18 protein-coding genes and 1 pseudogene are annotated in these 20012 nt (G+C 67.4%); 7 read left to right on the top strand and 12 right to left on the bottom strand.

Features of this window, described 5'->3' with window-relative positions; all coding sequences use genetic code 11:
- Positions 1 to 368 precede the first annotated feature (368 nt).
- Positions 369 to 794 carry a hypothetical protein gene (locus tag AC0B9F_RS32300; protein ID WP_472008546.1) on the top strand — a complete coding sequence of 142 codons (426 nt, stop codon included), beginning with the start codon at positions 369 to 371 and terminating at the stop codon, positions 792 to 794.
- 87 nt (positions 795 to 881) lie between these two features.
- A complete protein-coding gene (locus tag AC0B9F_RS32295) occupies positions 882 to 2288 on the top strand; it encodes a VanZ family protein (protein ID WP_472008544.1) in 1407 nt (468 codons plus the stop codon).
- Positions 2289 to 2665: 377 nt separating this feature from the next.
- Here AC0B9F_RS32295 and AC0B9F_RS32290 read toward each other — a convergent pair whose 3' ends face one another.
- Both AC0B9F_RS32290 and AC0B9F_RS32285 read right to left on the bottom strand, forming a co-directional pair.
- Positions 2666 to 3376, bottom strand: a complete 711-nt coding sequence (locus AC0B9F_RS32290) for a restriction endonuclease (protein ID WP_472008542.1) — start codon at positions 3374 to 3376, stop codon at positions 2666 to 2668.
- A 76-nt stretch (positions 3377 to 3452) separates the two neighbouring features.
- On the bottom strand, positions 3453 to 3662 hold the full coding sequence (locus AC0B9F_RS32285; protein ID WP_472008540.1) for a hypothetical protein: 210 nt from the start codon (positions 3660 to 3662) through the stop codon (positions 3453 to 3455).
- Positions 3663 to 4001: 339 nt separating this feature from the next.
- On the opposite strand from AC0B9F_RS32285, the gene AC0B9F_RS32280 reads away from it, so the two are divergent.
- Together AC0B9F_RS32280 and AC0B9F_RS32275 are read left to right on the top strand one after the other, a co-directional pair.
- Positions 4002 to 4478: a hypothetical protein gene (locus AC0B9F_RS32280; RefSeq protein ID WP_472008538.1), complete on the top strand. Its 477-nt coding sequence runs from the start codon at positions 4002 to 4004 to the stop codon at positions 4476 to 4478.
- Between the two features lie 795 nt (positions 4479 to 5273).
- Positions 5274 to 5909 (top strand): hypothetical protein, encoded by a 636-nt coding sequence (locus AC0B9F_RS32275; protein ID WP_472008536.1) that lies wholly within the window; start codon positions 5274 to 5276, stop codon positions 5907 to 5909.
- A gap of 330 nt (positions 5910 to 6239) precedes the next feature.
- Here the strand turns inward: AC0B9F_RS32275 and AC0B9F_RS32270 are convergent, their stop codons facing one another.
- The 3 genes from AC0B9F_RS32270 to AC0B9F_RS32260 form a co-directional block, all read right to left on the bottom strand.
- Positions 6240 to 7349, bottom strand: a complete 1110-nt coding sequence (locus AC0B9F_RS32270; RefSeq protein WP_472008534.1) for a helix-turn-helix domain-containing protein — start codon at positions 7347 to 7349, stop codon at positions 6240 to 6242.
- A gap of 7 nt (positions 7350 to 7356) precedes the next feature.
- A complete protein-coding gene (locus AC0B9F_RS32265) occupies positions 7357 to 7509 on the bottom strand; it encodes a hypothetical protein (protein ID WP_472008532.1) in 153 nt (50 codons plus the stop codon).
- A 624-nt stretch (positions 7510 to 8133) separates the two neighbouring features.
- The gene (locus tag AC0B9F_RS32260) at positions 8134 to 9033 is read right to left on the bottom strand and encodes a PQQ-binding-like beta-propeller repeat protein (protein ID WP_472008530.1); all 900 of its coding nucleotides are present in this window, start codon (positions 9031 to 9033) and stop codon (positions 8134 to 8136) included.
- A gap of 273 nt (positions 9034 to 9306) precedes the next feature.
- Here AC0B9F_RS32260 and AC0B9F_RS32255 point away from each other — a divergent pair, with 273 nt between their 5' ends.
- Both AC0B9F_RS32255 and AC0B9F_RS32250 read left to right on the top strand, forming a co-directional pair.
- Positions 9307 to 10128, top strand: coding sequence for an ATP-binding cassette domain-containing protein (locus tag AC0B9F_RS32255; protein ID WP_472008528.1), 822 nt, complete (start codon positions 9307 to 9309; stop codon positions 10126 to 10128).
- Positions 10125 to 10781, top strand: a complete 657-nt coding sequence (locus tag AC0B9F_RS32250) for a hypothetical protein (RefSeq protein ID WP_472008526.1) — start codon at positions 10125 to 10127, stop codon at positions 10779 to 10781. The genes AC0B9F_RS32255 and AC0B9F_RS32250 overlap by 4 nt, the downstream gene beginning before the upstream one ends.
- 2322 nt (positions 10782 to 13103) lie before the next feature.
- Here the strand turns inward: AC0B9F_RS32250 and AC0B9F_RS32245 are convergent.
- From AC0B9F_RS32245 to AC0B9F_RS32230, 4 genes are all read right to left on the bottom strand, one after another.
- Complete coding sequence (locus AC0B9F_RS32245; protein WP_472008524.1) at positions 13104 to 13703, bottom strand: competence protein CoiA family protein; 600 nt, start codon at positions 13701 to 13703, stop codon at positions 13104 to 13106.
- A 484-nt stretch (positions 13704 to 14187) separates the two neighbouring features.
- Complete coding sequence (locus AC0B9F_RS32240) at positions 14188 to 14607, bottom strand: DUF4260 family protein (protein WP_472008522.1); 420 nt, start codon at positions 14605 to 14607, stop codon at positions 14188 to 14190.
- 99 nt (positions 14608 to 14706) lie between these two features.
- Positions 14707 to 15630: a prolipoprotein diacylglyceryl transferase gene (gene lgt, locus AC0B9F_RS32235; protein WP_472008520.1), complete on the bottom strand. Its 924-nt coding sequence runs from the start codon at positions 15628 to 15630 to the stop codon at positions 14707 to 14709.
- A 234-nt stretch (positions 15631 to 15864) separates the two neighbouring features.
- On the bottom strand, positions 15865 to 16413 hold the full coding sequence (locus AC0B9F_RS32230; protein ID WP_472008518.1) for a TetR/AcrR family transcriptional regulator: 549 nt from the start codon (positions 16411 to 16413) through the stop codon (positions 15865 to 15867).
- A 1129-nt stretch (positions 16414 to 17542) separates the two neighbouring features.
- Between AC0B9F_RS32230 and AC0B9F_RS32225 the strand changes: the two are divergent.
- A pseudogene (locus tag AC0B9F_RS32225) lies at positions 17543 to 18362 on the top strand (IS5 family transposase).
- Here AC0B9F_RS32225 and AC0B9F_RS32220 read toward each other — a convergent pair.
- The 3 genes from AC0B9F_RS32220 to AC0B9F_RS32210 all read right to left on the bottom strand — a co-directional run bounded on the left by AC0B9F_RS32220 (position 18352) and on the right by AC0B9F_RS32210 (position 19793).
- Entirely contained in the window at positions 18352 to 18708 is a 357-nt protein-coding gene (locus tag AC0B9F_RS32220; RefSeq protein WP_472008516.1) for a hypothetical protein, read from the bottom strand. The pseudogene AC0B9F_RS32225 and the gene AC0B9F_RS32220 sit on opposite strands and share 11 nt — an antisense overlap.
- 447 nt (positions 18709 to 19155) lie before the next feature.
- Positions 19156 to 19596, bottom strand: coding sequence for an ATP-binding protein (locus AC0B9F_RS32215; RefSeq protein WP_472008514.1), 441 nt, complete (start codon positions 19594 to 19596; stop codon positions 19156 to 19158).
- 2 nt (positions 19597 to 19598) lie between these two features.
- A complete protein-coding gene (locus AC0B9F_RS32210; RefSeq protein WP_472008512.1) occupies positions 19599 to 19793 on the bottom strand; it encodes a hypothetical protein in 195 nt (64 codons plus the stop codon).
- Between the last annotated feature and the right edge of the window lie 219 nt (positions 19794 to 20012).

The raw sequence follows: 20012 nt of genomic DNA, 5'->3' as shown, positions 1-20012 counted from the left end.
GCACGAGTAGTGCGCCGAGAAGCGTCAGCGACCGGACGAGCCGGAGCCGGACACCATTGTGTGGCGCAGTCCCGCACCTGAGGCCGCGGCTGTCGCGCCCGGCGCGCACAGCCGTCCTCGCCCACATGTGATGGCTAGAGATCACTGCATGACCAATGGAGACACCAGGTTCCATCCCGTCGGCGCCACAACAGCAGCGTCACGTCTCAGAGGAACGTCATAGAGCCTTCGGAGGAACATCAGAAGTAGCTCAGAGAAACCTCAAAGGATCTTCACTCTGTCACCGCTGCGTGATGGGATCGTCACGACCTTCCAGTGGGACCAACCGGAAGGGGCTTTGGCATGTTCTGCACAAGAAGGGGAGATTGATGCTCAACAAGCTCAAGGCCGTCGCCCTCACCGGCGCCATCGCTGCTGGCACGATGATGTTCGGCGCACCCGCTGCTTCCGCCGCCACGTACTGTGACACTTCCGGCTATATGGCGAACCAGCAGCCCATGGACCGCTGCACCAAGCTGTCCAACGGCTACCTCTTCCACTGGAAGAGGCTCGACTCCGCCAACACGAGCACCAACATCTACACCCGCTACGAGAAGTCCGGCGGCTCGACGGTCAGCGTCCGTCTCGGCTACAGCATGGGTAGCAGCACCGTCTACTCGTCGTACTTCTCCATCAGCTCCGGCGGGTCTTCGCAGAAGTCGTGGAACAAGTGGGGCGACTACTACTGCTCGTCGAGCGTCGGCCTGCTCAACTACAGCGGCGGCACTTTCCAGACGCCGAGCGCGCACTGCTGAAACCCTCACCTCGAAGGCCCCGTCTCTTGAGGCGGGGCCTTCGGGCGCTCACGTAGACGCTCTGATCATCTGGCAAGGACGACGCCCGTGTTTACCGCCATCTTCCAGCACCACTATGTCTACCTAGCCGCCTGCACCGTGATTGCCCTGGTTCTCGGCGCCTCGGCGTGGTTGCTCACCCGCCGTGTTGGCAGACCTCGCGGGGTGTGGTGGGGCGGACTCGTCGCCACGCTCACGGGTGTCCTTGGAGTGACCTTCATGGACGCCGGCCCGGCCACCGGCCAGTGCACCATCAATCACAACTTCGCCGAGCCCTTCCACACCACGCAGGGTGTGTGGAACCTGGCGATGACTGTGCCTCTCGGACTCTTTGCCCTATTGGCCTCGCGACAGCTGCTACCCGCCTTGGCCGGCGTCACCGGGTTGCCTCTGGCCATCGAGTTCACTCAGGCCAAGGTCAACGGCCTGGGACGCATCTGCGACAGCGCAGACGCTGAGATGAACATCCTCGGCGGACTGCTCGGACTCACCGTGGCTGTCGTGGTGCTGGCAGCGCATGGGGCGCTCGACTGGCGAGCGGGAACCAAAACAGGGTTGATCGCTTCCGCCGTGCTCACCGTTGTGGGTACAGGTCTGGCGGCTCCCATGGTGACGTTCAACCACGTGGATGGAACCGGGCTCTCGTCCGCGAATTCCGGCCAGAGGGAGGCTGTCGAGCAGGCGGTGAAGGAAGCATTCGGAGACCGTTACCAGCTCGGCCGTGTCTACGAGCAACCCTGCGTGGGGGTTTCCTGCACGAACGTCGTGTTCACCCTGCTCAGCCGGGACAAGCAGCATCCACAGGCGTTCGCTAACGGCAGCCTGTCCTGGCCGGACAAGAAACACCTGAACATTCTGCTGGACGACAGCGACCGTCCCAGCGTCATGGCGTTTCCTGTGGAGGGCGCAAAGGCAGCTGCGAACGAGCGCGACGCCTTCGAGACGGCGCAGGCATACATGCGTGATCACTACCCATGGGCGCAGGGCGCGGGTGTGCAACGAACCCACCCAGTGGGTGAGAAGGCCCAACTGGGTTGGATAACCAACTGGCGCTTCCTCACTAACAAGGTACTGATGCCCAGGATGCTCGACGTTCAGGTCAACAGGGATGGGCGCGTCTCGCAGGTGGACGTCACACTCGGCCCGATGCACCTGGAACTTGAGCAGCCCAAGCTGAGCCGCGAACAGGCCGAGAAGTCAGTACGCGATGCCATGGCCCTCCGGGCGCAGGTCCACGGCGGAACGGTGCCCAAGAGCCTCCAAGTCGAAGCATTCACCCTCAAGGCAGCGGAAAGGGATCACGCATGGCGGCCTGAGTGGCTCGTGGGCGTTGGGATGCCACAAGAGGGACAGCCCGCTGACCCTGCAACGCCGGATTCAGGCGACACCTGGCGGGTGGATGCCGTCAGCGGGCAGGTCTACGACGGCACCGGCGCACCGGCGAAGACGAAGTAGCGCACACCCGCTGCGACCTATCCCACCCGCAGAGATGGCTACCGCAGAGCGAGTGACGAAGCCGGGCTTTCTTGCGCCAGCTCCGGCAGCGATCGGGTGAAGATGCGGCGCTGAGCGCCGTACTTGGCCAGCTCCGCAATCGGCACATGCGGCCGGGGCCACGCCGGAGCCGCCAACAGCGGTCCTGGCGATCATGGAAGCGATGGCAAGAGCAAGCCCTGGTTCCCGGTCGATGGCGATGGCTTCGTCGTATGCGGCGAGGGTGCGGTAGAGGGCGGAGCGGTCGACACCGAGAGGCTTGATGGTGGTCACGGGCTCCTTGCTGGCATCGGTGGTGCCAGGGCCCGGCTGCCGGGCGGCCTGAACCCTGCACATCGCTACCGTTGCCCACGCCGCAGTCCGGCAGAAGGACGCCGCTTGGTACCGCCGCCACTGCCATTCAGCGGGATCAGCGTCTCAAGGTGAGCGCCTTTGACCCAGGAGCCCAGTAGGTCGCGGTGTAGGGCCACGATGTCCTGGCGCAGCGCCAAGCCCAGCGCGGCCTTCGTGAACGTGCGGCAGGTGGTGACGAACAAGGCGACATCCGCGCCGTGCTCGAGCCGGGCGGTGCCAACGAATTTCTGCATGTCCTGCGAGGACACGCTCTGATACGGCGCGTACTTCTTGCACTGTATGACCAGCTTGCGGCCATCGGCCAGGTAGCCGACGACATCCGCGCCCAGGTCACCGCTCTTTCCGCTGACGACGACCTTCGTGCAGCCGTCCCGCCGGCACAGTTCCGCGATGTACGTCTCGAATTCCTGCCACGACAAGGCGTCGACCTCGGCCATGGACAACTCGCGCGCCCGCGCCTCCTCTTGTGCCCGCCACGCGCGGTCCTGGCCGACCGCTTGACGGTGCGCGCGCAGCAGCGCCCAGCCGGCTCCGCCCAGCATGGCCGCGGCCAGTACGGCCACCAGGATGGGCCACACCATCGACCAGTGCCCGGCGACCCACACCGTGGCGGCCAGCGCTGTCACCGCACCCCAGCCCTGCAGTTGCCTGCGGGTCCGCTTCTTCAAGCGCCGGCGCCGTCGACGTGCGGCCATCACTCCCCCGCTTCCCGGACTCGTGATCCGCATTGCGCCCTGGCGGGCGCTGTCCGTCCCGTGTCTGTGCTGGGACTCATCGGCTGGCCTGGGTGACGCCGCTCGCGAGCTGCCCCAGGATATTCAAGATCCCCTGGCCCGCCGGTGTGGGGGCGATCAGGACGCCCAGCGCCAGGACGATGACGACGGTCAGCTTCTCGTCGAAGCGGCTGCGGGCCTCGGTACGCCGCCGCAGTCGCCAGACGACGACGACTGCGAGCAGCACCGCCACGTTGATGGTCAGCAACGGTCCAGACCTCCCCCACCGACAGGCCACCAGTGCGCGGGAACGGCAGAACGCCGCCCCATTCTTCTTGTGTAGCGGCGCCTCAGTGATGTTGGAGACGGGTTGCCGATGAATGGCACAAAGCCATCGGACCTGGCCGAATACCGCGCGGTGAATCAGTCGTGGACGTACACGGTGACGTACAGGTCTCCGGGGGCACAGCTCTTGCCTGGGGACTCTGGTCGAGTTCCGACGGTCAGGCTTCTCGCCTGATGCCGTGCCGGGGAAGATGGAGCGACGTGGCAGTCCAAGTGTGGGGAGACTCATGGATGCGGCCGTGGTGGCGTAATGAGTGGTTTAGTGGGAGCTTTGGCCGGCGCCGGGGCGGCCTACTTTGGTCCCCTTCAGGTGGAGCGGCGTCGACAGCACGGTGAGCAGAGCATTCGGGCTGAAGAGCAAGCCAGCATGCACCTTGACCGCTATGTTCGCGCCCGCACGACCATCGACGTTTGGATCGATCTCCTGCGGCGCGCATACGACGACCTGCTACACGAAAGACTTGATCTTGCCGCTTTCGAGACGGAGGCTGCTCGTCACTCCGAGCAGCTGCGGGCACAACTGGCCGACCTCACTCATCTAGGTATCCCCACTACTGGTGCGGGGGTCATCCTGACAACGACCCACACCATGCTTGCCACCCTGCAATGGGCCACGAGCGACATCAAGCACGCCGCGCTGCGCCCGATCGACGAGAGTGCGCGAACAGCTGGAGATCATCGATTACTAGATCCGACGCTGTCTGGTGCAGCGCAACGATTGGGCGCTGACCGTACTTGACAACGTGAGTAGGCGAGTAGGAACCGCAGTTCACCGTATGGCGGTTGGAAACGACTTCACCGTCGACGAACATCGGTTCCCGTAAGCGGAGCACGCGTGAGTGAGCCCGCAGCCGCCGCCAGACCGTCACCTAACGAGCTCGTGCATGCTTGGCAGGGAGACGTCGAAGGATGGCGGCGGGCTCGGTGTTCACATCTGCCGCCGCCGACGTCAGGTCTGCGGTCTGCTGGTGGGACAGCAGGCCAGCGACGGCCTGGACGGTGTCACTCATGTGCTCGCGGCGGCCGAGGTGGCGGGTCAGAGCCCGCCAGTCGACATGGCGCGGTCCAAGACTTGTCAGATGCCGTGGTGCACGTCACACCAGGTTCGGCAACCCGTGGGCATCTCGTGAAGTGCAAGTGACACAGACAGTCGCGGGCCTTGCAGAACCGATCCCTCGTCACTCTCCTGAGTGGCGTGCGGTGGTGCGGGTGACCACCCAGGCGTGCGGCAGGCGAGCCGGGCTGTACCCGTGACACTGCCCGGCAGCGGTTGAGTACGGCACCGCGTGCATGAACATCCCCCCGTTATGTTTTCCGCGCTCCTGCAAGAGGGCGGCTGACCTCCGGGCCCGGCATGACTGTCCCTCTGCCCCGCGGATACGCGTGCGAGGCCTCGCACCGGCGCAGCAGTGCAGGGAGGGCCTCCGTGCATCCAGGCGCGCCCCGCTGCTGATCGGCAACGGGAACGTGGGGTGTTTTGCGTCAGGTGCGCAACGGCCCAGACGCCGAGCTGGGTGTACGGCCAGCCTCGGGCATGGACAAGTTGATCGAGCTGGTCAGCACGCTCGTCTCCGGGGCGGCCATCACCGTTCTGGCGTCGTGGCTGACCGGCCGCGCCCGCAACCGCCAGGAGCAGCAGGCCGAGATCGGGGCCCTGCGGGTGCAGGCGGATGCGATGACAGTGGCGGTGATGGAGCTGCGAGGCGCGGCCACTGCCAAACGGCTGCTGTGGGATGGACCGGCCGAGCGCGGACGGACGTTCCTGCTGACCGAGCTCGCCTTCGCCGGTGGTGCCGCCGGCGCCCGGATCGCCAGCGGAACAGACGTGCAGAGCGGGCTCGTGGGCTTCGGACGCGCGGCCGAGCTGCGGAGCCGGGAGCGGGTGACGAGCAAGCAGACCGTGGCCGCCGTGCGGGAGCCGCTCACTCGGGCCGCTACCGCCGCCGCCCCGCTCATGCGCTGCTCCGACCCGGCCGTCATAACCGCCACTGAGCAGCTGCTGAACGCCTTGTCCGACGTGGAGGAAACCGCGCGCCTGGAGGCCGCCCTGGAGGCGTTCGGCCAGGCCGTCCACACCGCCACCGCGCCGAGGCTGTCCTGGTGGGCACGGCGGCGCGGTGGTCGGGCTGGGGCCCGCAGCGCGGGCCCGCGGCAAGCTACGGGCCCGTGACGCGGTCAGTGTCGCGTCTCCCACCACAGGGCCAGCAGCGTCACGGCGCCGCTGCCCAGCTTGTACGCCACGCCCTGAAGGAAGTGGTGGTGAACACTCTCCACCGTGCGGCGCGAGACGCCCAGGCGCTCTGCCAGGGCCTTGGTCGACCCTGCGCCCGCGTGAGGAGGAATTTAACCCGTACTTTCGCGGGTTTCGGCGCGGGGCGGGTGAAGACCTTCCGCTCCGCCTGCGCGAGGGCCTCCAAGACCTTGCCGCGATGTGGGGCCGGCTGCTTCTTGTGATCGCTCATACCGACCAGAACGCCACGGGAGCCCTGTGGACAGGTCCTCAGAAGTTCGGCCAGCGGGTGTGGTCGGAGCGTGAACGCTTCGGCAGCGAGCGCTTGATCGCACGGCCGAGACTGCCCAATACGGCTGAGCGAACGGGCCGAGCTGGTCGCATGCCGCTCGCCGCGACTTGCGTCGGCGAGATGATGGGAGGAGAGCTCCCCGCATACGGAGGGAGCAAGGCTGGGGTGTCCCGGGACTGCAGGGTGACGATCCCCATCGTGGGACTGTGCGCAGCCCCGAGCAGGACGCGATAGCGGCGGGGTGTCCTGATGGGTAGCCCGGCACGGGTTGTACCTGCGACTGGGCGGGCCTGTCGGGGGCCCCGCTGTCTGCTCGGGTCATAGAGGAACTTCAGAGTGATCTGCCCGCGCAGAATATCGAAATGGTCCTCCTGACCGAGCATTGGGTATGTGGCGGTTTCGTACCAGGTCGGGCTGTCCGGCCAAGGGGCACCCACCAAGAACTCCGGCTTCTTGGCTGTCGCTGGCGGCCTCTCGGCTTCGGAGATGCGGTCCCAGACCTGCTGCCAGCGACGCACGGTCTCCGGGGGGTGGCCCATGGACTCCATGAACGCCGTGAGGTGCCCTCGCGAGGGGACTGCCTCGCCTCGAAGGATGACGCTCAAACTGCTCTTGGGCAGCCTGTAGCGTCCGTCCGGGGTGCGTCCGGCCAGCGTCTGCAACTCGCCCAGAGACGGCTGCCCTTGGCGGGCCCGCATCTCGACCATGACGTCGTGGAGCTTCCCGAAGGTGTCGACGACGGCGGGGTGGGTCAGGACCGAGCGCACCGAGGAAGCCAGCTCCCTGAACTCCGGAGAGGATCCCGTTTGGCGGCGTCGTTCCTCCTTCGCTCTGCGCGCGGCTTTCCAAAGGCGCACCGCCTCGTCGAGATCTGCGTGGCACGCGGTCGCGAAGGCGACCACCAGGCGGAGGGAAGGGACGCGGCCAGAGGCGCCACGGGAAAGCGCTGACGCAGTGAACTGGTGACCGGTCAGTGTTGCCATTGCCGCATAGGTGAGTCCTCGGCGCTCGCGTTGGGCGCGGAGCCACAACGCGAGCGCCTCGGCCTGTTTGGTTTCGGCGGCAACGGCGTTCTCACGCCGTCCCACTAGAGACTCAGACGCCGTCGGGTGGCGGGACCTGTGGCACGCGCATGGCCTTGACGGAGTGCGCAGCGATGCCCAGGGCTCCGCCGACGAACGCCAGGGCCCCCGTTTCTGGCATGCCGAGGGCCGCGAGAGCTGCGGTCACGACGATCACCACGATCACGAGGCGCACCTCTGCCGCGGTGAGACCGTGGTACGGGTGTTGTGGACCGGGAACCGGCCATAAGGGGATGGAACGCATGTCTACCTGCCCGTCTTGTGTCACGCCTTATGCAAGCGTGGAGAGTTGGCTGCACCTTGCTCAGCCGGCGGCGACTTCCAGGTCGGCCCGTCGGCGAGGGCTGATCCTCTCACCGGTAGCCCAACACTCACAATGAGTGGGGCCCTTGGGTGAAGCCTTTGGTGCGCAGCCGTCCAGGACCTCATCACCGCGAGGTGGCGAACGAGCGGCCGAGTGAGAATCCGAACCTGGGGAAACTGCAGGTGGGATGATGGGCACTGCTTTTTTTGTTGCATTTTCGTCCAGGTGCCATTGCCCTGGCGGAGCCGGGATGTCATGGTCCTTGCGACGCCGCCTCCGGCACCTGCCGCCGAGGCTCCCTGGCGCCATGGCTGCACCATGAAACAGGGTTCGGGTTCACCGCGTTCCAGCGCGGCGCCCACCAGGTGGCGCGTCCTGCGAGGATGCGCCACCTGTCACATGAGGCGATCCAGCGGGTGAGGACGCTCAAGCGTCGTGTGTCTTGCGCCTGGCGGCTCGCGGTTGACGGTGAAGCGAGTGCCGTCGTTACGCATGGCCTGGCGGGGGGATGCGAGCCGTTGCAGCAGCTCGGAGGTGACGTGGGTGGCGACCTCGGCGATTCTGGGACGTACAGACAAGAGTCTTGGCCTGGTCGAACGGGCAGCTCAAATTGTCCAGACCCTCGGGCACGTCCGCCTGTACTTTGCCGGTGCCAGGCTTCAGGAGCTGGTCGAAGCGCGTGCCACCGTCACCGGCGTAGCCCCGCACCCGGACGAGGGACGGGCCGGCAGATTCGACGGTGGTGTCACCGATGTTCTTTTCTGTCCGCCACTTCTCCTTGCCGGTGGCTGGGTCGGCCCCGACCAGTTGGTCGGGGCCGAATCCGCCGAGAATGTCGACGCCTACCGCGGCCTCGGCGGTGACGGCCCGCGTCCGGATGTTCTGTGCTGTCCACCGCACCTGGTGTGTGGCGATGTCGATACCGGCCGTCACCGCGTTGTAGCCGGTGTACACAGTCACGACGACGTTGCCGCCCGCGAAGCCGACCGCGTGAGCCTCGGGCGTGGAGTTGTCCCGTTGTGCCCATGCTTGCGGGATTTTGAGCGATGTGATCCAGGCGGTCTTTCCTGTCTCTGGCATGGTGGCGACGACCTCGAGTTCCATCGAGGGAGACTGCGTTCCAGCGCCGGGCTGTCTGGTGACGAACGGTGTCACGACCAGGGAGCCGTCGGCCGACACGAGCGGCGCGGTCGCATCATCATCCTCGCCCAGGGCCTCCGCGCGCGGGCGCGCCACCGCCACCACCTTCCCGGTGGTCAGGTCCACGGTCTGCATTCGATCGGCGGAGGCCACATACGCCGACGTACGGTGCAGGGCCACCGCGAGGTCACGCACATCGCCCAGCAGATTGGTCCGGCCCGCCGTCGCCTCCGGCGGCAGGGCCACCGCTCCCCGGGCCGTGAATGACTCCGGCGGATCGTGCGGAACGCGCTCCGGCCTCCCGTTTTCTGCGGGCCCCTTCGAAGAGGCGAGCTGGGCGTAGGTGGGCCCGTTGCGGAGGTGGGCGAGAGCGAGTAGACCCTGTCGACAAGCTTAACCATCAGGCCCGCCCGTCAGGCTGGAGGGGCCAGCGCGTAGGCCACAGGGAGGAATGAGTTGTTGCGTTGTGAGGCGGTTGGCAAACGTTACGGCGGAGGAGGACGGTGGATCCTCCGCGACGTGGACATGAAGGTCTCGGCCGGTGACGTTCTCGCGGTGGTGGGCAGCAACGGTTCAGGGAAGTCGACCTTGCTGAGGATCCTCGTCGGCCTGTCCCAGCCCACCTCCGGAAGCGTGTCGCGCCGACCATCGCACATCGGTTACGTACCGGACCGCTTCACCGCCCACGACCGCATCTCGGCGATCTCTTACCTCACCCACATGGGGCGTATCCGCGGCCTGTCCGCCTCCGCCGCCCGTACCCGAGGCAGTCACCTGCTGGAGCGGCTGTCCTTGGTGAGCGAGCGGGACGCTTCGCTGCGCACGCTGTCGAAGGGCAACGCGCAGAAGGTGGCGCTCGCCCAGGCCCTGCTCGTCCGGCCCGACCTGCTGGTTCTTGACGAGCCCTGGTCAGGTCTGGACGCCTCGGCCCACAGGGTCCTCGCCGAGTTCATCGACGAAGCGGCCGCTCAGGGCGGGGCGGTGGTCTTCACCGATCACCGCGAGGCAATCACCGAGACGCACGCCAGCGGCGTCTACGCCATCAGCGACGGCCGGGTCACCTTGGACGGCGGCCGGCACGCCGGGGGCCGGGCCTCGATGGTCAAGTTGGTTTTTACGGTGCCGCCCATCGGCGTCATGCCGGTGGAAGTGAACTGGTCAGCGCTGCCGGGTGTGGTGGACTCCGCTCGGCGCGGCGGGGAGGTAGTCCTGCGGGTGGCGCGTGAGCACTCGGACGCCGTACTGCTGACGGCGCTGCAGCACAGGTGGTCGGTGGCGGGCCTCACCGGGTCTGTGGCTGAACATGATCACCGGTTCGATGTTAGGAGGTCCGCCCCGTGATCGCCCTGGTCCGCTACATGTTCACGGTGCTGCTGCTCTCGCAGCGCTACCTCGCGCCGTTGCTGCTGTTCCTTGGTCTGGTGGCCGTGCTGACCAGCAGCGACGCTGGCCCGCTCACCGCGACCTACGCCTCGGTGGCCGGGGCCATGCTGCTGTGCTCGATCTGGCTGACCATGGCACTGATCGGTCTCGAGGACCAGCCGCACCGCTCGATCGTCGTCGTCAGCATCGGCAGCCATCTACGCGTTCTGATCGCGACGGTCGGGGCGGCCGCCGTGTGGTGCCTACTGCTGACGGCTGCCGGTCTGGTGCTACCGCTGATGTTCGGAACCCACACACCCGGCCTTGCGGACCTGGCGCTGGGGGCCGAGGCCCAACTCACCTGCGCTTTCACCGGCATAGCCATCGGACTGGTCTGCTCACGGCTGGTGTTTCGACGGCAGGGCTACGCGCTCGTCCTCGCCCTGGCGCTCCTACTGGCCGTGCTGCTGGGCAAAGGCGTTTCCCCGGTCAACATCATGCTCACCCACCTGCAGAACGCCTCGGACTCTACGGACGCCCTGGTGCCCACGGGAGTCCTGCTCGCCGTCGCCGCAGGCTTCTTGGTGGTCGGCGCGGCTGTCACACAGGCGATCACCCTCAGAAAGGCATGAGCTCTGCGACGGTGTGCCTGAACCGGCGCAGGCCAGGTTGGAAAAGGCTCACTGGCCGAAAGCCGACGGAAGAGCCGCGTGTCCCGCATAGGACGCTGACTGGGACACGCCAGTGGGAGCACTGCCCGCCGGCCTCCTATGCGCGGCGGTCAGCTTGGCGTCATTCCGGCTCTGGGCGAGATCCGTTTGAAGACAGGCCCTACGCCGCCCGCCGGTGCGGGAAAGTGCAGGCGTGCCTCACCGCCCGCTGACCTTCCTGCTCCTGGCCCTGCTGACCGTTACCGGCTGCTCCACCGTGGCACCCGGGCCCACGCCGCTCGACGATCGACCTCAGGGCGCCTACGGGTCGCTCGTGCCGGGCCCACGGGGACCATCTATGCCTTCACCGGCGCCGGCCTCTCAGGACTCAGCCCTCGTGCGGACCGAGCCTGAGCGGCCGCATCGCGCGGCCCCGGCCGAACGTCCCCAGCCACGCGCGCCCGTTCCTGGCGCGCGCCCGCACACCGGGACGCCTCCGAGGTGTCCCGCTCCCCGCGCATCCCGCGCTGCAGCACCGAGTACCGCCGCACCCACGCCCCCGCCGCTCGGCACCACGCCGGCCTGTCCAGCAGGCTGCCGCTCGTCCGCAGCCGCGCGTGCAGTCCCCCTCCGGCCAGATGCACGAGTTGTGCAGTCGGGCCGACGGTGTGGCAGCGCCCGGCATTGTCAGGCTCTGCCGCCAGGCCTGGGGGTAGCACGCGGGGCAGGCTCGCCGCCGATGCGGGCAAGTGTCACCGCGCTGGCTGGCCTGCTCTCTGCGGCCGGGGCGCCCCAGGGGATCACGAAAGGTCGCCAGCGGGCTGGGCTCCTCGAGGAACCGGCGTCAGTTGATTACGCGAACTCACCACTATCTGCCGCGGTCAGCGCCGCACCCTCAGTTGCGCCTGCTTGAGGGAAGGTCTCTGGCATCCAAGGCGCCACGAGCTGCCGACGTGAATCTGCCAAGGCGCTCGGAGACCGTGGTCACGTCGACGGCGTGACGCTCCACGAAGTTGACGTTGCGATCCGGGGCACCCGAGGATTCGCGCCAGGCGAGAAGCGTCGTATGCATCGAGTGGAGCCCTAGGTGGACGCTGTGGGCGGCATGCTCCACTGACTCGGGTCCCTCGACTGCGAGGCTGGCCCAAGCTGCCTGCACCAGAACCAACTGATCTTGCGCGATGTGGAGCCGCCGATCAGCTTCCCCCAAATCTGGGGCATCGCCAACCAGCGCTCGTGCAGCCATCTTCAGGGCGCTGCGAGACTCGTTGGCCGGGGCTAGGAAGGCGCTGTACGCGTCTCGCCGCAGTTGTCTGCGCCACTGGGAGTGCTCGACTCTGGCTTGCCCCTCCAACTGCCGCCGAGTCGACGCACTGGAGATCGCCGACGCCGCAACCGTGCCGACAACGCCCACCGTTGCACCCAGTAACGCCGCAAGTCCCTGGTCCATACAGGGGATTATCATCTTGGTGACCACACACGGTCACCGGTAGGGCGCGTTACACGGGGAACTGGCGACAGTTGAATAGGCGAGCCACCAGTACCGAGGCCGGACTACACCGCCGAGAGCGACCCGGACCAGACCCTCACCCTGCCCGTGCGCGACGCCCTAGAAGGCTGCCCATCATCAACGAGGACCGCACCGGCTACCAGCGCGATGCCTTCAAGCGCTGTTCCCCCATCGGCGCCGCACCTGCTGGCGCCTCAGCGCGTACACCACGAACGCACCGTTCTTATTGGTCTACCGCCCGCCTCCGCCCGTCACGACAGCAACGTCGGGCGACACAGCGGCGGCACCTCGCACAGCAGGAGATCCACAGCGCTCGAGCCAGCGGTCGACCCAGGCGGGCACGGAGCGGACAAGCTGCTGCCGGGCCGCGTAGATCGCTGTGTCGTGCTCCTGGAACCACTGCAGGCGGTCGCCACGGCGCTGGATTGTTCGGAGGCCATCACGCGGCGCGGCGCCGGCATCGATTATCTCGGGGTGAGAAACGAGCGTCAGGCATGTGAGGCAAGTGCCTGTTCAAGAACGTGCCTCACAGATATCCGAGGAGGCGTCAGGCATGTCGGTCACGGCTGGCAGGTGCCACTTCGGTCCCTGCGAACCGAAGTCGGGCCGCAGGCTGGGGCGTGCCCCGCAGCCCCCCACTCGGTACCTCCCCGCTGCTGCCTGCCCCCGCGCACCCCTACGGTCGGCACGTCGCTCCCGAGTGGGAGTACGGCGGGAAGTGGTTCGGCCGAACCACTTCGGCCTCGGAGTCCTGACCCAAACACCAGCCACAAAGTAGGTCGCGGGTAGCCGGACTACTCGAAGACCGGCCTGAAGGGGTCTGAAGCGGCATGATGCCACCCTGTCTCCCACCGTTCCTGTTTCCCGTGATCCCGTTCCTCCCGGTAGGCCGCCTCCGCTCGGACATACTGTGGGGCTGTCCAGACCTTGAACAACGGGTCCGGCGTATGACGCGTGCGCTGCACGATCCGGTGGTGATGAACAACGCGATCTGCGAACACCCACCCCAGAAACTCCGCCAGCGGCACCCGTGGGCCCGCCTCCCAAAAGCCCCCCGCGAACCGTGCCAAGCCCTCCGCTACGGCTAGGCCGCCGCTCTCGTCGGTCACCAGGCGCACCGAGGGGACCACCCCCAGCCACGGCGACCGCAGCCGGTCGCTGAACCACACCGACCGAACGTCGTTCACGCGCATCCGCTCTGTGCGGGCCGCGATGGCGTCCGGCGTAATGGGCGACAGTTGTGCTTCCAGAGCGACCCGCCAGCTCCCACCCGGATCGCTCGCCATGACATCCGCCCGCCATACTCCCTCGGGACCACGCACCTCCATCTCGCAGTGCGCGCCCGCGGCTCGGGCCGCCGCCGCAAGCTCCAGCTTGAGTAGGTGATGAGCCATCGACTCTCCGGCGGCCGCACATTCCGGAGCGCCCGGGGCATGGGCGAAGAATCGCAGCCCGGTCGGTGAGACCTTCGCCCGGACCCGGTGCCGGCATTCGGCGCATACCAAGGGCGCGGGGGGCCTCACCTGCCAGATGTCCGCCCACGCTCGCCCACAGCCGAGATCCGGAAGATGAGCGAAGACCGTCCCCCACTGCTGGTGTACGGCACGGAACCCCATGAGGTGCCCCCTTCTGGTCGGTCTTCAACCGGAACATGCCCAACGGCACCGGCAGGTCCTCACACCGTTGCGGCTGGTGTCTGGGCTAGGACTCCGAGGCCACTTCGTGGACACGCTGACCGCTCCGAACGCGAGTGCAGGAACGTCGAAACACTTCGCAAGAGGAGGCCCAGAAACGTTACGACTGGAACGTTTCCGACTTGCCTTACCACTTCGGCGGACGTGACCCGTCCGGGTATCCGCGAAGCTGCTCGGTCGGCGCTTAGCGCTGCCAGCCGTCGGCAGTGCGCAGTCCGTAGCCGAGCGCCCGATCCGAGGCGATGTGCAGCAGCCAGCCGAGCGCGAAGGTGAACAGCCCGACGTTGGCACCTGGTCCGTCGCCCGGCAGGAAGGGGACAACGATGAGCCCCAGAAATGGGACGATCGGCCGGTGGACGAGGTTGTAGGCGAGCACCTTGCCGCGTGGGAGCTGCCCGGGTTCGCGCGGCCCCGACGGCCCGACGAACAGCGTCAAGTCGGGAGCGATGAAGCCCGATATGCCTAACGGAATCGTCCCGCCGCCGTGGTTGACCATCTCGAGCACAGTCCAGGCCAGCAGAAACACAGCGAGCAGGGCCCAGGCGCCGCGGACCAGGTTCGATGCCGAACTCCGGTTAGCAGTGTGGCGCGTTGGGGATGTCATGTGTTCACTCCTTGCGAGGAGACGGGGCCGAGATCCAGCTTGGGACGGGGCGCTGAACGGTTGGGGCGTAGCTCTCCTGGAGTGAGTTCGTTCAGACTGTCAATTGGTAATCGCCCTGGCCGGGGTGTCGGTGGACGCGTCGACGTTTGATGGCGGCATGGTTTTACGAGGCTTGTCGCCCTTCTCCGTTCCGCCCTCGCTCTGGGGCCGCGACACGTCCTCGATTCCGGGGCGACGGCGGGCCGATACGACGAGGTAGGCGATCGCGCCGAGGAAGACCACGACGGAGGTCCAGTCGTTCAGGCGCAGGCCGAGGAACGTGTGGGCCTCGTCGATGCGCAGGTACTCCGTCCAGAATCGGCCAGCCGTGTAGGCAGCGGCATACACGGCGAAGGCCCGGCCGTGGCCGAGTGCGAACCGCCGGGCCGCCCAGAGGACCAGTGCGGCGACGCCGATGTCCCAGAGCGACTCGTAGAGGAAGGTGGGGTGATACGTGGCGATGTCGAGCATTCCGGATGGGCGGTGTGCGCGGTCGATCTCCAGGCCCCAAGGGAGCATGGTGGGGCGGCCGTAGAGTTCCTGGTTGAACCAGTTGCCCCAGCGGCCTATCGCCTGGGCCAAGGCGATGCCCGGGGCGATGGCGTCCGCGAAGGCGGGAAGGGGGATGCGGCGGCGCCGGCAGCCGATCCACGCGCCAAGGCCGCCCAGGGCGATGGCGCCCCAGATGCCGAGCCCGCCCTCCCACATGTACAGAGCCCGGATTGGCTCGCCGTGGTTGCCGAAGTACGCGTCGGGGCTGGTGACCACGTGGTACAGCCGTCCGCCGATGAGGCCGAACGGCACGGCCCAGATGGTGATGTCGGCGATGACGCCCCGGTCCCCGCCCCGTGCGACCCAGCGCCGGTTGCCGAGCCAGACGGCCACGAACACGCCGAGGATGATGCAGAAGGCGTAGGCCCTCAACGGCAGCGGGCCGAGGTGCAGTACCCCGGTCGATGGGCTGGGAAGGTAGGCGAGATCCATGGTCACCCCGTAGCAGGCTTGGTGAAAAGATTGGTCATCAGGCGTGCACCGGACGGCTTCCTGCCGGAGCTCCTTGTCCAGAAGCCGTGACCGCTGGGCATCCCGAGCGGCAGTTGTCCGCGCATCACCCGGTCGAGCGAGCATTCAGGGCCAGCGCCTGAGCGTGGTGCCGAGTGCGGCGATCCATAGCAGGAGCAGGGGGGAGGTCAGGAGCGGAACGCTTGGCGATGGCCGTCACAGGGCATCGCCGCCATTCTTGTTCTGGAGTAGGTCGGAGAACGCCTCGCAGCCGGTGCGCCATGCGGCGTCCAGGTCCGCGCCGGGCGGGAATCGGCCGTCGAGTTCGAGTGTCACCATGCCGTGGGCGAACGCCCAGAACGACCGCGCGATATCGATGTCGCCATGCACCGCGCGGGCCAGGGGCATCGCCGCGCGGTCTTCGAGCCCTTCGGGGAGCGCGGGGCGGGCGAGCGGCCGAGTGTGGGTAAGGCGGTAGAGATGCGGACCGGCGAGCGCATGCTGCCGATAGGCGCTCGCGAGCACCAGCAGGGGCGGATCGTCGCCGATCTCGGCCACAGCAGCCTCCATGTCCTGCGCCAGGCGAACCATCCCCTGTGCCTGAAGGCCGGCCTCGACAGCGGCCTTGTCGGGAAAGTGCTTGTACAAGGAAGGCGCCCGGATGCCGACGCGCTCGGCAATGCGTCGCATCGACAACGCCTCTGGCCCTTCAGCGTCGAGCAGCTCCCGGGCCGCAGCCATGATCTGCCGCGCACGGTCGGCCATGACGGGCCGCCCGGCTTCGCCTAGGGGAGTGCTCACTGCAGCCCTTTCACGTCGCAAATGATCAACGCGGCTAACGCCGTTAGCCATGGGCGTCAAGTTACGGCTACCGGCGTTAGCCGTCAAGGGCGGCGGGGATGAACTCGGGCTCTACCGCAGTGAATCTCGGTAGGGCGGAACCAAGACGGCGCATCACATCCCGGACGCGGAGTGAGACATCGCGGCGTGGCTGCAGCGTGTCCACGTCGCCTGTTCCTGAGTGGGCCGGGTACGGCGAACTCCTGTTGCATCAGGAGTGTGGCCACCGTCGGACTCGCCTGCTCGGACGGCCTGGTTGAGACACGGCCGTGCGCAGCGGGAAGCCGTACTTGAGCAGCGCGAGGCGCACGGTGGCCAGGCTCGTTCCCGACTAGCAGGCACGGACACAACCAGGTGGCCATATCAGCGCCGCAGGGCGGGACTCGAGAACCTCTTTCGCCGAGCACCGGCTCACCGCACCCTGGGCACTGTGCCCGTCGACCACCGATGAGGCCATCGTGTGCGAATGGCTCACCAGCTGGACAGCGGTCGGCGTGGAGGGGGTGGTCTACAAGCGGCTGGACAGCGTCTACGAGCCGTCCGTGCGCGGGTGGCGCAAATACAAACCCCGCAACACCTGGGACGCCATCGTCGGCGCGGTCACCGGCTCTCCAGCAGCTCCCCGAACTCTGCTGCTCGGGCGGCACGACGACGCTGGGCGTCTGCGGTTCATCGGTCGCAGCACCACGCTCCCGCGGACGGCGAGCCGAGCCGTGGCCGAGATGCTCACCCCGGCCGGCAGCGCACACCCATGGGCGGGCTGGACCTTCTCTGTCGGTTGGGGGACCCGCGAGAACCTGCACGTCACCCTCGTCCGACCCGCGCTGGTCGTGGAAGTCGGGGTCGACGTCGCCAGAGACAGCTCCGGCCGCTGGCGGCATCCCGCCAGAACTGCACCGCCCGGCCTCCTTGACATCTGGGGCCAGCTGAATACCCAGGCCACCCAAATACGGACAACAGTACCAACTGATGCCGGGCGTCCTACCGGGTCCCTGTTTTACGGGACGCCCCTTAGACGTCGTTTCTTATGGCGTGATCTTTCGTTGAGCCGTGCATGACGGATCTGGTTGAGCGGTTGGTGCCGGACGAGTTGTGGGTGTTGTTCCGGCGGGTGGTGCCGCCGACGGTGGTGATACGCCCGCAGGGCGGTGGTCGGCGTCGGGCGGGTGACCGTGAGGCTCTGGCTGCCATCATCTTCGTAGCGACGTCGGGGTGCACGTGGCGGCAGTTGCCGCCGGTGTTCGGCCCCGCCTGGCCCACGGTCTACCGGCGCTTCGCGCAGTGGAGCCGGCCCGGGTGTGGGCGAAGATCCACCGTGTCGTCCTCGACGAACTCGGGGCCCGTGGCGAGCTGGACTGGTCGAGGTGCGCAATCGACTCCGTCAGCGTGAGGGCGGCAAAAGGGGGCCACTGACGGGACCGAATCCGACTGACCGCGGCAAGCCGGGATCGAAGATCCACCTGATCTGTGACCGGAACGGACTGCCGCTGTCCCTAGGCATCTCCGGCGCGAACATGCACGACAGCCAGGGCCTGGAACCGCTCGTCCGGGGCATCCCGCCCATCCGGTCCCGTCGCGGGCCCCGGCGCCGGAGGCCGGCGAAACTGCACGCGGACAAGGGCTACGACTACGACCACCTGCGCCGATGGCTCCGCAAGCGCGGCATCCGCCATCGCATCGCACGTAAGGGCATCGAGTCCTCACACCGGCTGGGCCGACACCGCTGGGTCGTGGAGAGAACCGTGTCCTGGCTGGCCGGATGCCGCCGGCTCCACCGCCGCTACGAGCGCAAAGCCGAACACTTCCTTGCCTTCGTCGGCATAGCAGCGACCCTGATCGGCTACCGCCGCTTGGCCACCCCGCTCATGGCCTGAGCCGGTTCTGTTGCACGTCGAAGCAGACCAGCCCCATGGACTCCGCGACGGCCGCCGCATAGGCCGACGCCTCCTCGGCCATGCTCCACCGCATGGGGAAGTAGATCAGCGGACCCCTGGCTTCGCCGATCAACGGCCCGGTCGACCAGGGCGAAGTGTCCTCCTCGTCCTGGGTGAGGTCACACCACCGCTCAAGTAGCACGGCCACGTAGGCCGCTATGCATTGCGACGGAGGCTCTTCCACCCCGCCGTCGATGTAGCGGTCGTACAGGTCGCTGAAGACCTGGCTGGCGGTCTTGTCATCTGCCGGCCTCTCGCCTTCCCAGACAGCAAGGTCGTAGCTCATGACCGGAGGCTCTCATGCCGCTCTGACAGCCATAAGAAACGACGTCTAAGCCCGAGATAACGCACGCCGACGGTCCGGACGACCTCACCCTTCGGGCTTCTCCTGGTAGGGCAGCCTGGCGGGCCGGACCAGGCGAGCACGTGCAGGACGTCCGCTGTCTCCAGCAGGTCGTTGCAGGCACTCCATCGCCCCAGTCGGTGGCGAGGGCGGGGACGAGCAGCAGGCCGCGGCCGCCTTCCTCGTCCCGCTCCGGTTGACGTACTTGCGCAGCATGGGGATAGCCGTCGTTGACCAGGATCAGGAGCACGCCGGACGGGAGGATAAACCGGAGGGCGATGTCCGGCCTGGAGCCGTACCGCAGAGCATTGGTCGCGAGTTCGCTGATAGTCGGGGGCTGCGACGGGGCGCCGGCTAAGCGCGGCTGCCCGCCACTTGCCCGGCCGTTGCTCATCGGTCGCCGCCCACGTGCACCTCAGCCCAGCAGCTCTTGCCCCACGGACCCCGCGTCGGATGGGAGCCCAGCAGGTCGCAACCCCAGCGGTCAGCGAGGGCGTCCACCAGGAGCAGGCCTCGGCCGGCCTCGGTCTCAGCATCCACGGGGCGCAACTCGGGCAGACGGCCAGGTGCCTTGTCGACGACCGCCAGCCGCACCCAGTTGGGCGCGGGCCGAGCGACGATGACCCGGACCCTGCGACTACCGGTGTGGGTGATGGCGTTCGTGAAGAACTCGGAGATCAGCAACGCAGCCGTCTCCGCCTGCTCGCCCAGACCCCATGCGCACATCGCCTGCCGCGCGAGCCGCCGCACCTCTTCCACGACTTCCGGAGTGGCGTCCTTGGTGACGTTGTAGCCGGGATGGCCGATCGCGGCCGGTCGGACAGCGGTCATCATCACGCCGCACCCCCGAGCTCGATGTAGATCCGCAGCTTCTCGGAGTCCCAGTCGGCCGAGTCGCCGTTCGGCGCGGCGAAGGCACGGGCCTGCGGGCTTATCGGCCTCGCGCGGACGACGGCCGGGAGGGTGTGCTTCCTCGTGGTGGTGCTCGTTGTGCTGTGGTGTTCCTGGCGGAAGGCATATGTGGTCATCGCGGCGCCTCTGCTCGCGGACAGTGATTTGGAGGCGGGCGGGTCCCCCACGGGGGAGGGGACGCCGCCCGCACGCGACCGTGCGTGATCAACAGACCGTCACCTGATGAACACTCAGCGGCCTTGCTCCTACCATGCTCCAATCTGCGCCCATTCCGCAACATTGTGAGAAGAAACCGCAGGGACGAGAACGGCTGTTCCCAGCCAAGACCCCTCTGC

Source organism: Streptomyces sp. NPDC097129 (assembly GCF_055668065.1).
The sequence above is the reverse complement of the archived record's forward strand: the minus strand, read 5'-3'. Positions and strand labels throughout refer to the sequence as shown.

What these genes read in the sequence shown, in the direction of transcription:
- AC0B9F_RS32300 (WP_472008546.1), top strand. Translation starts at nt 369, where the DNA reads ATGCTCAACAAGCTCAAGGCCGTCGCCCTCACCGGCGCCATCGCTGCT.
- AC0B9F_RS32290 (WP_472008542.1), bottom strand. Translation starts at nt 3,376, where the DNA reads ATGGCCGCACGTCGACGGCGCCGGCGCTTGAAGAAGCGGACCCGCAGG.
- AC0B9F_RS32275 (WP_472008536.1), top strand. Translation starts at nt 5,274, where the DNA reads ATGGACAAGTTGATCGAGCTGGTCAGCACGCTCGTCTCCGGGGCGGCC.
- AC0B9F_RS32245 (WP_472008524.1), bottom strand. Translation starts at nt 13,703, where the DNA reads ATGGCTCATCACCTACTCAAGCTGGAGCTTGCGGCGGCGGCCCGAGCC.
- AC0B9F_RS32240 (WP_472008522.1), bottom strand. Translation starts at nt 14,607, where the DNA reads ATGACATCCCCAACGCGCCACACTGCTAACCGGAGTTCGGCATCGAAC.
- lgt (WP_472008520.1), bottom strand. Translation starts at nt 15,630, where the DNA reads ATGGATCTCGCCTACCTTCCCAGCCCATCGACCGGGGTACTGCACCTC.
- AC0B9F_RS32230 (WP_472008518.1), bottom strand. Translation starts at nt 16,413, where the DNA reads ATGGCCGACCGTGCGCGGCAGATCATGGCTGCGGCCCGGGAGCTGCTC.
- AC0B9F_RS32220 (WP_472008516.1), bottom strand. Translation starts at nt 18,708, where the DNA reads ATGAGCTACGACCTTGCTGTCTGGGAAGGCGAGAGGCCGGCAGATGAC.
- AC0B9F_RS32215 (WP_472008514.1), bottom strand. Translation starts at nt 19,596, where the DNA reads ATGACCGCTGTCCGACCGGCCGCGATCGGCCATCCCGGCTACAACGTC.
- AC0B9F_RS32210 (WP_472008512.1), bottom strand. Translation starts at nt 19,793, where the DNA reads ATGACCACATATGCCTTCCGCCAGGAACACCACAGCACAACGAGCACC.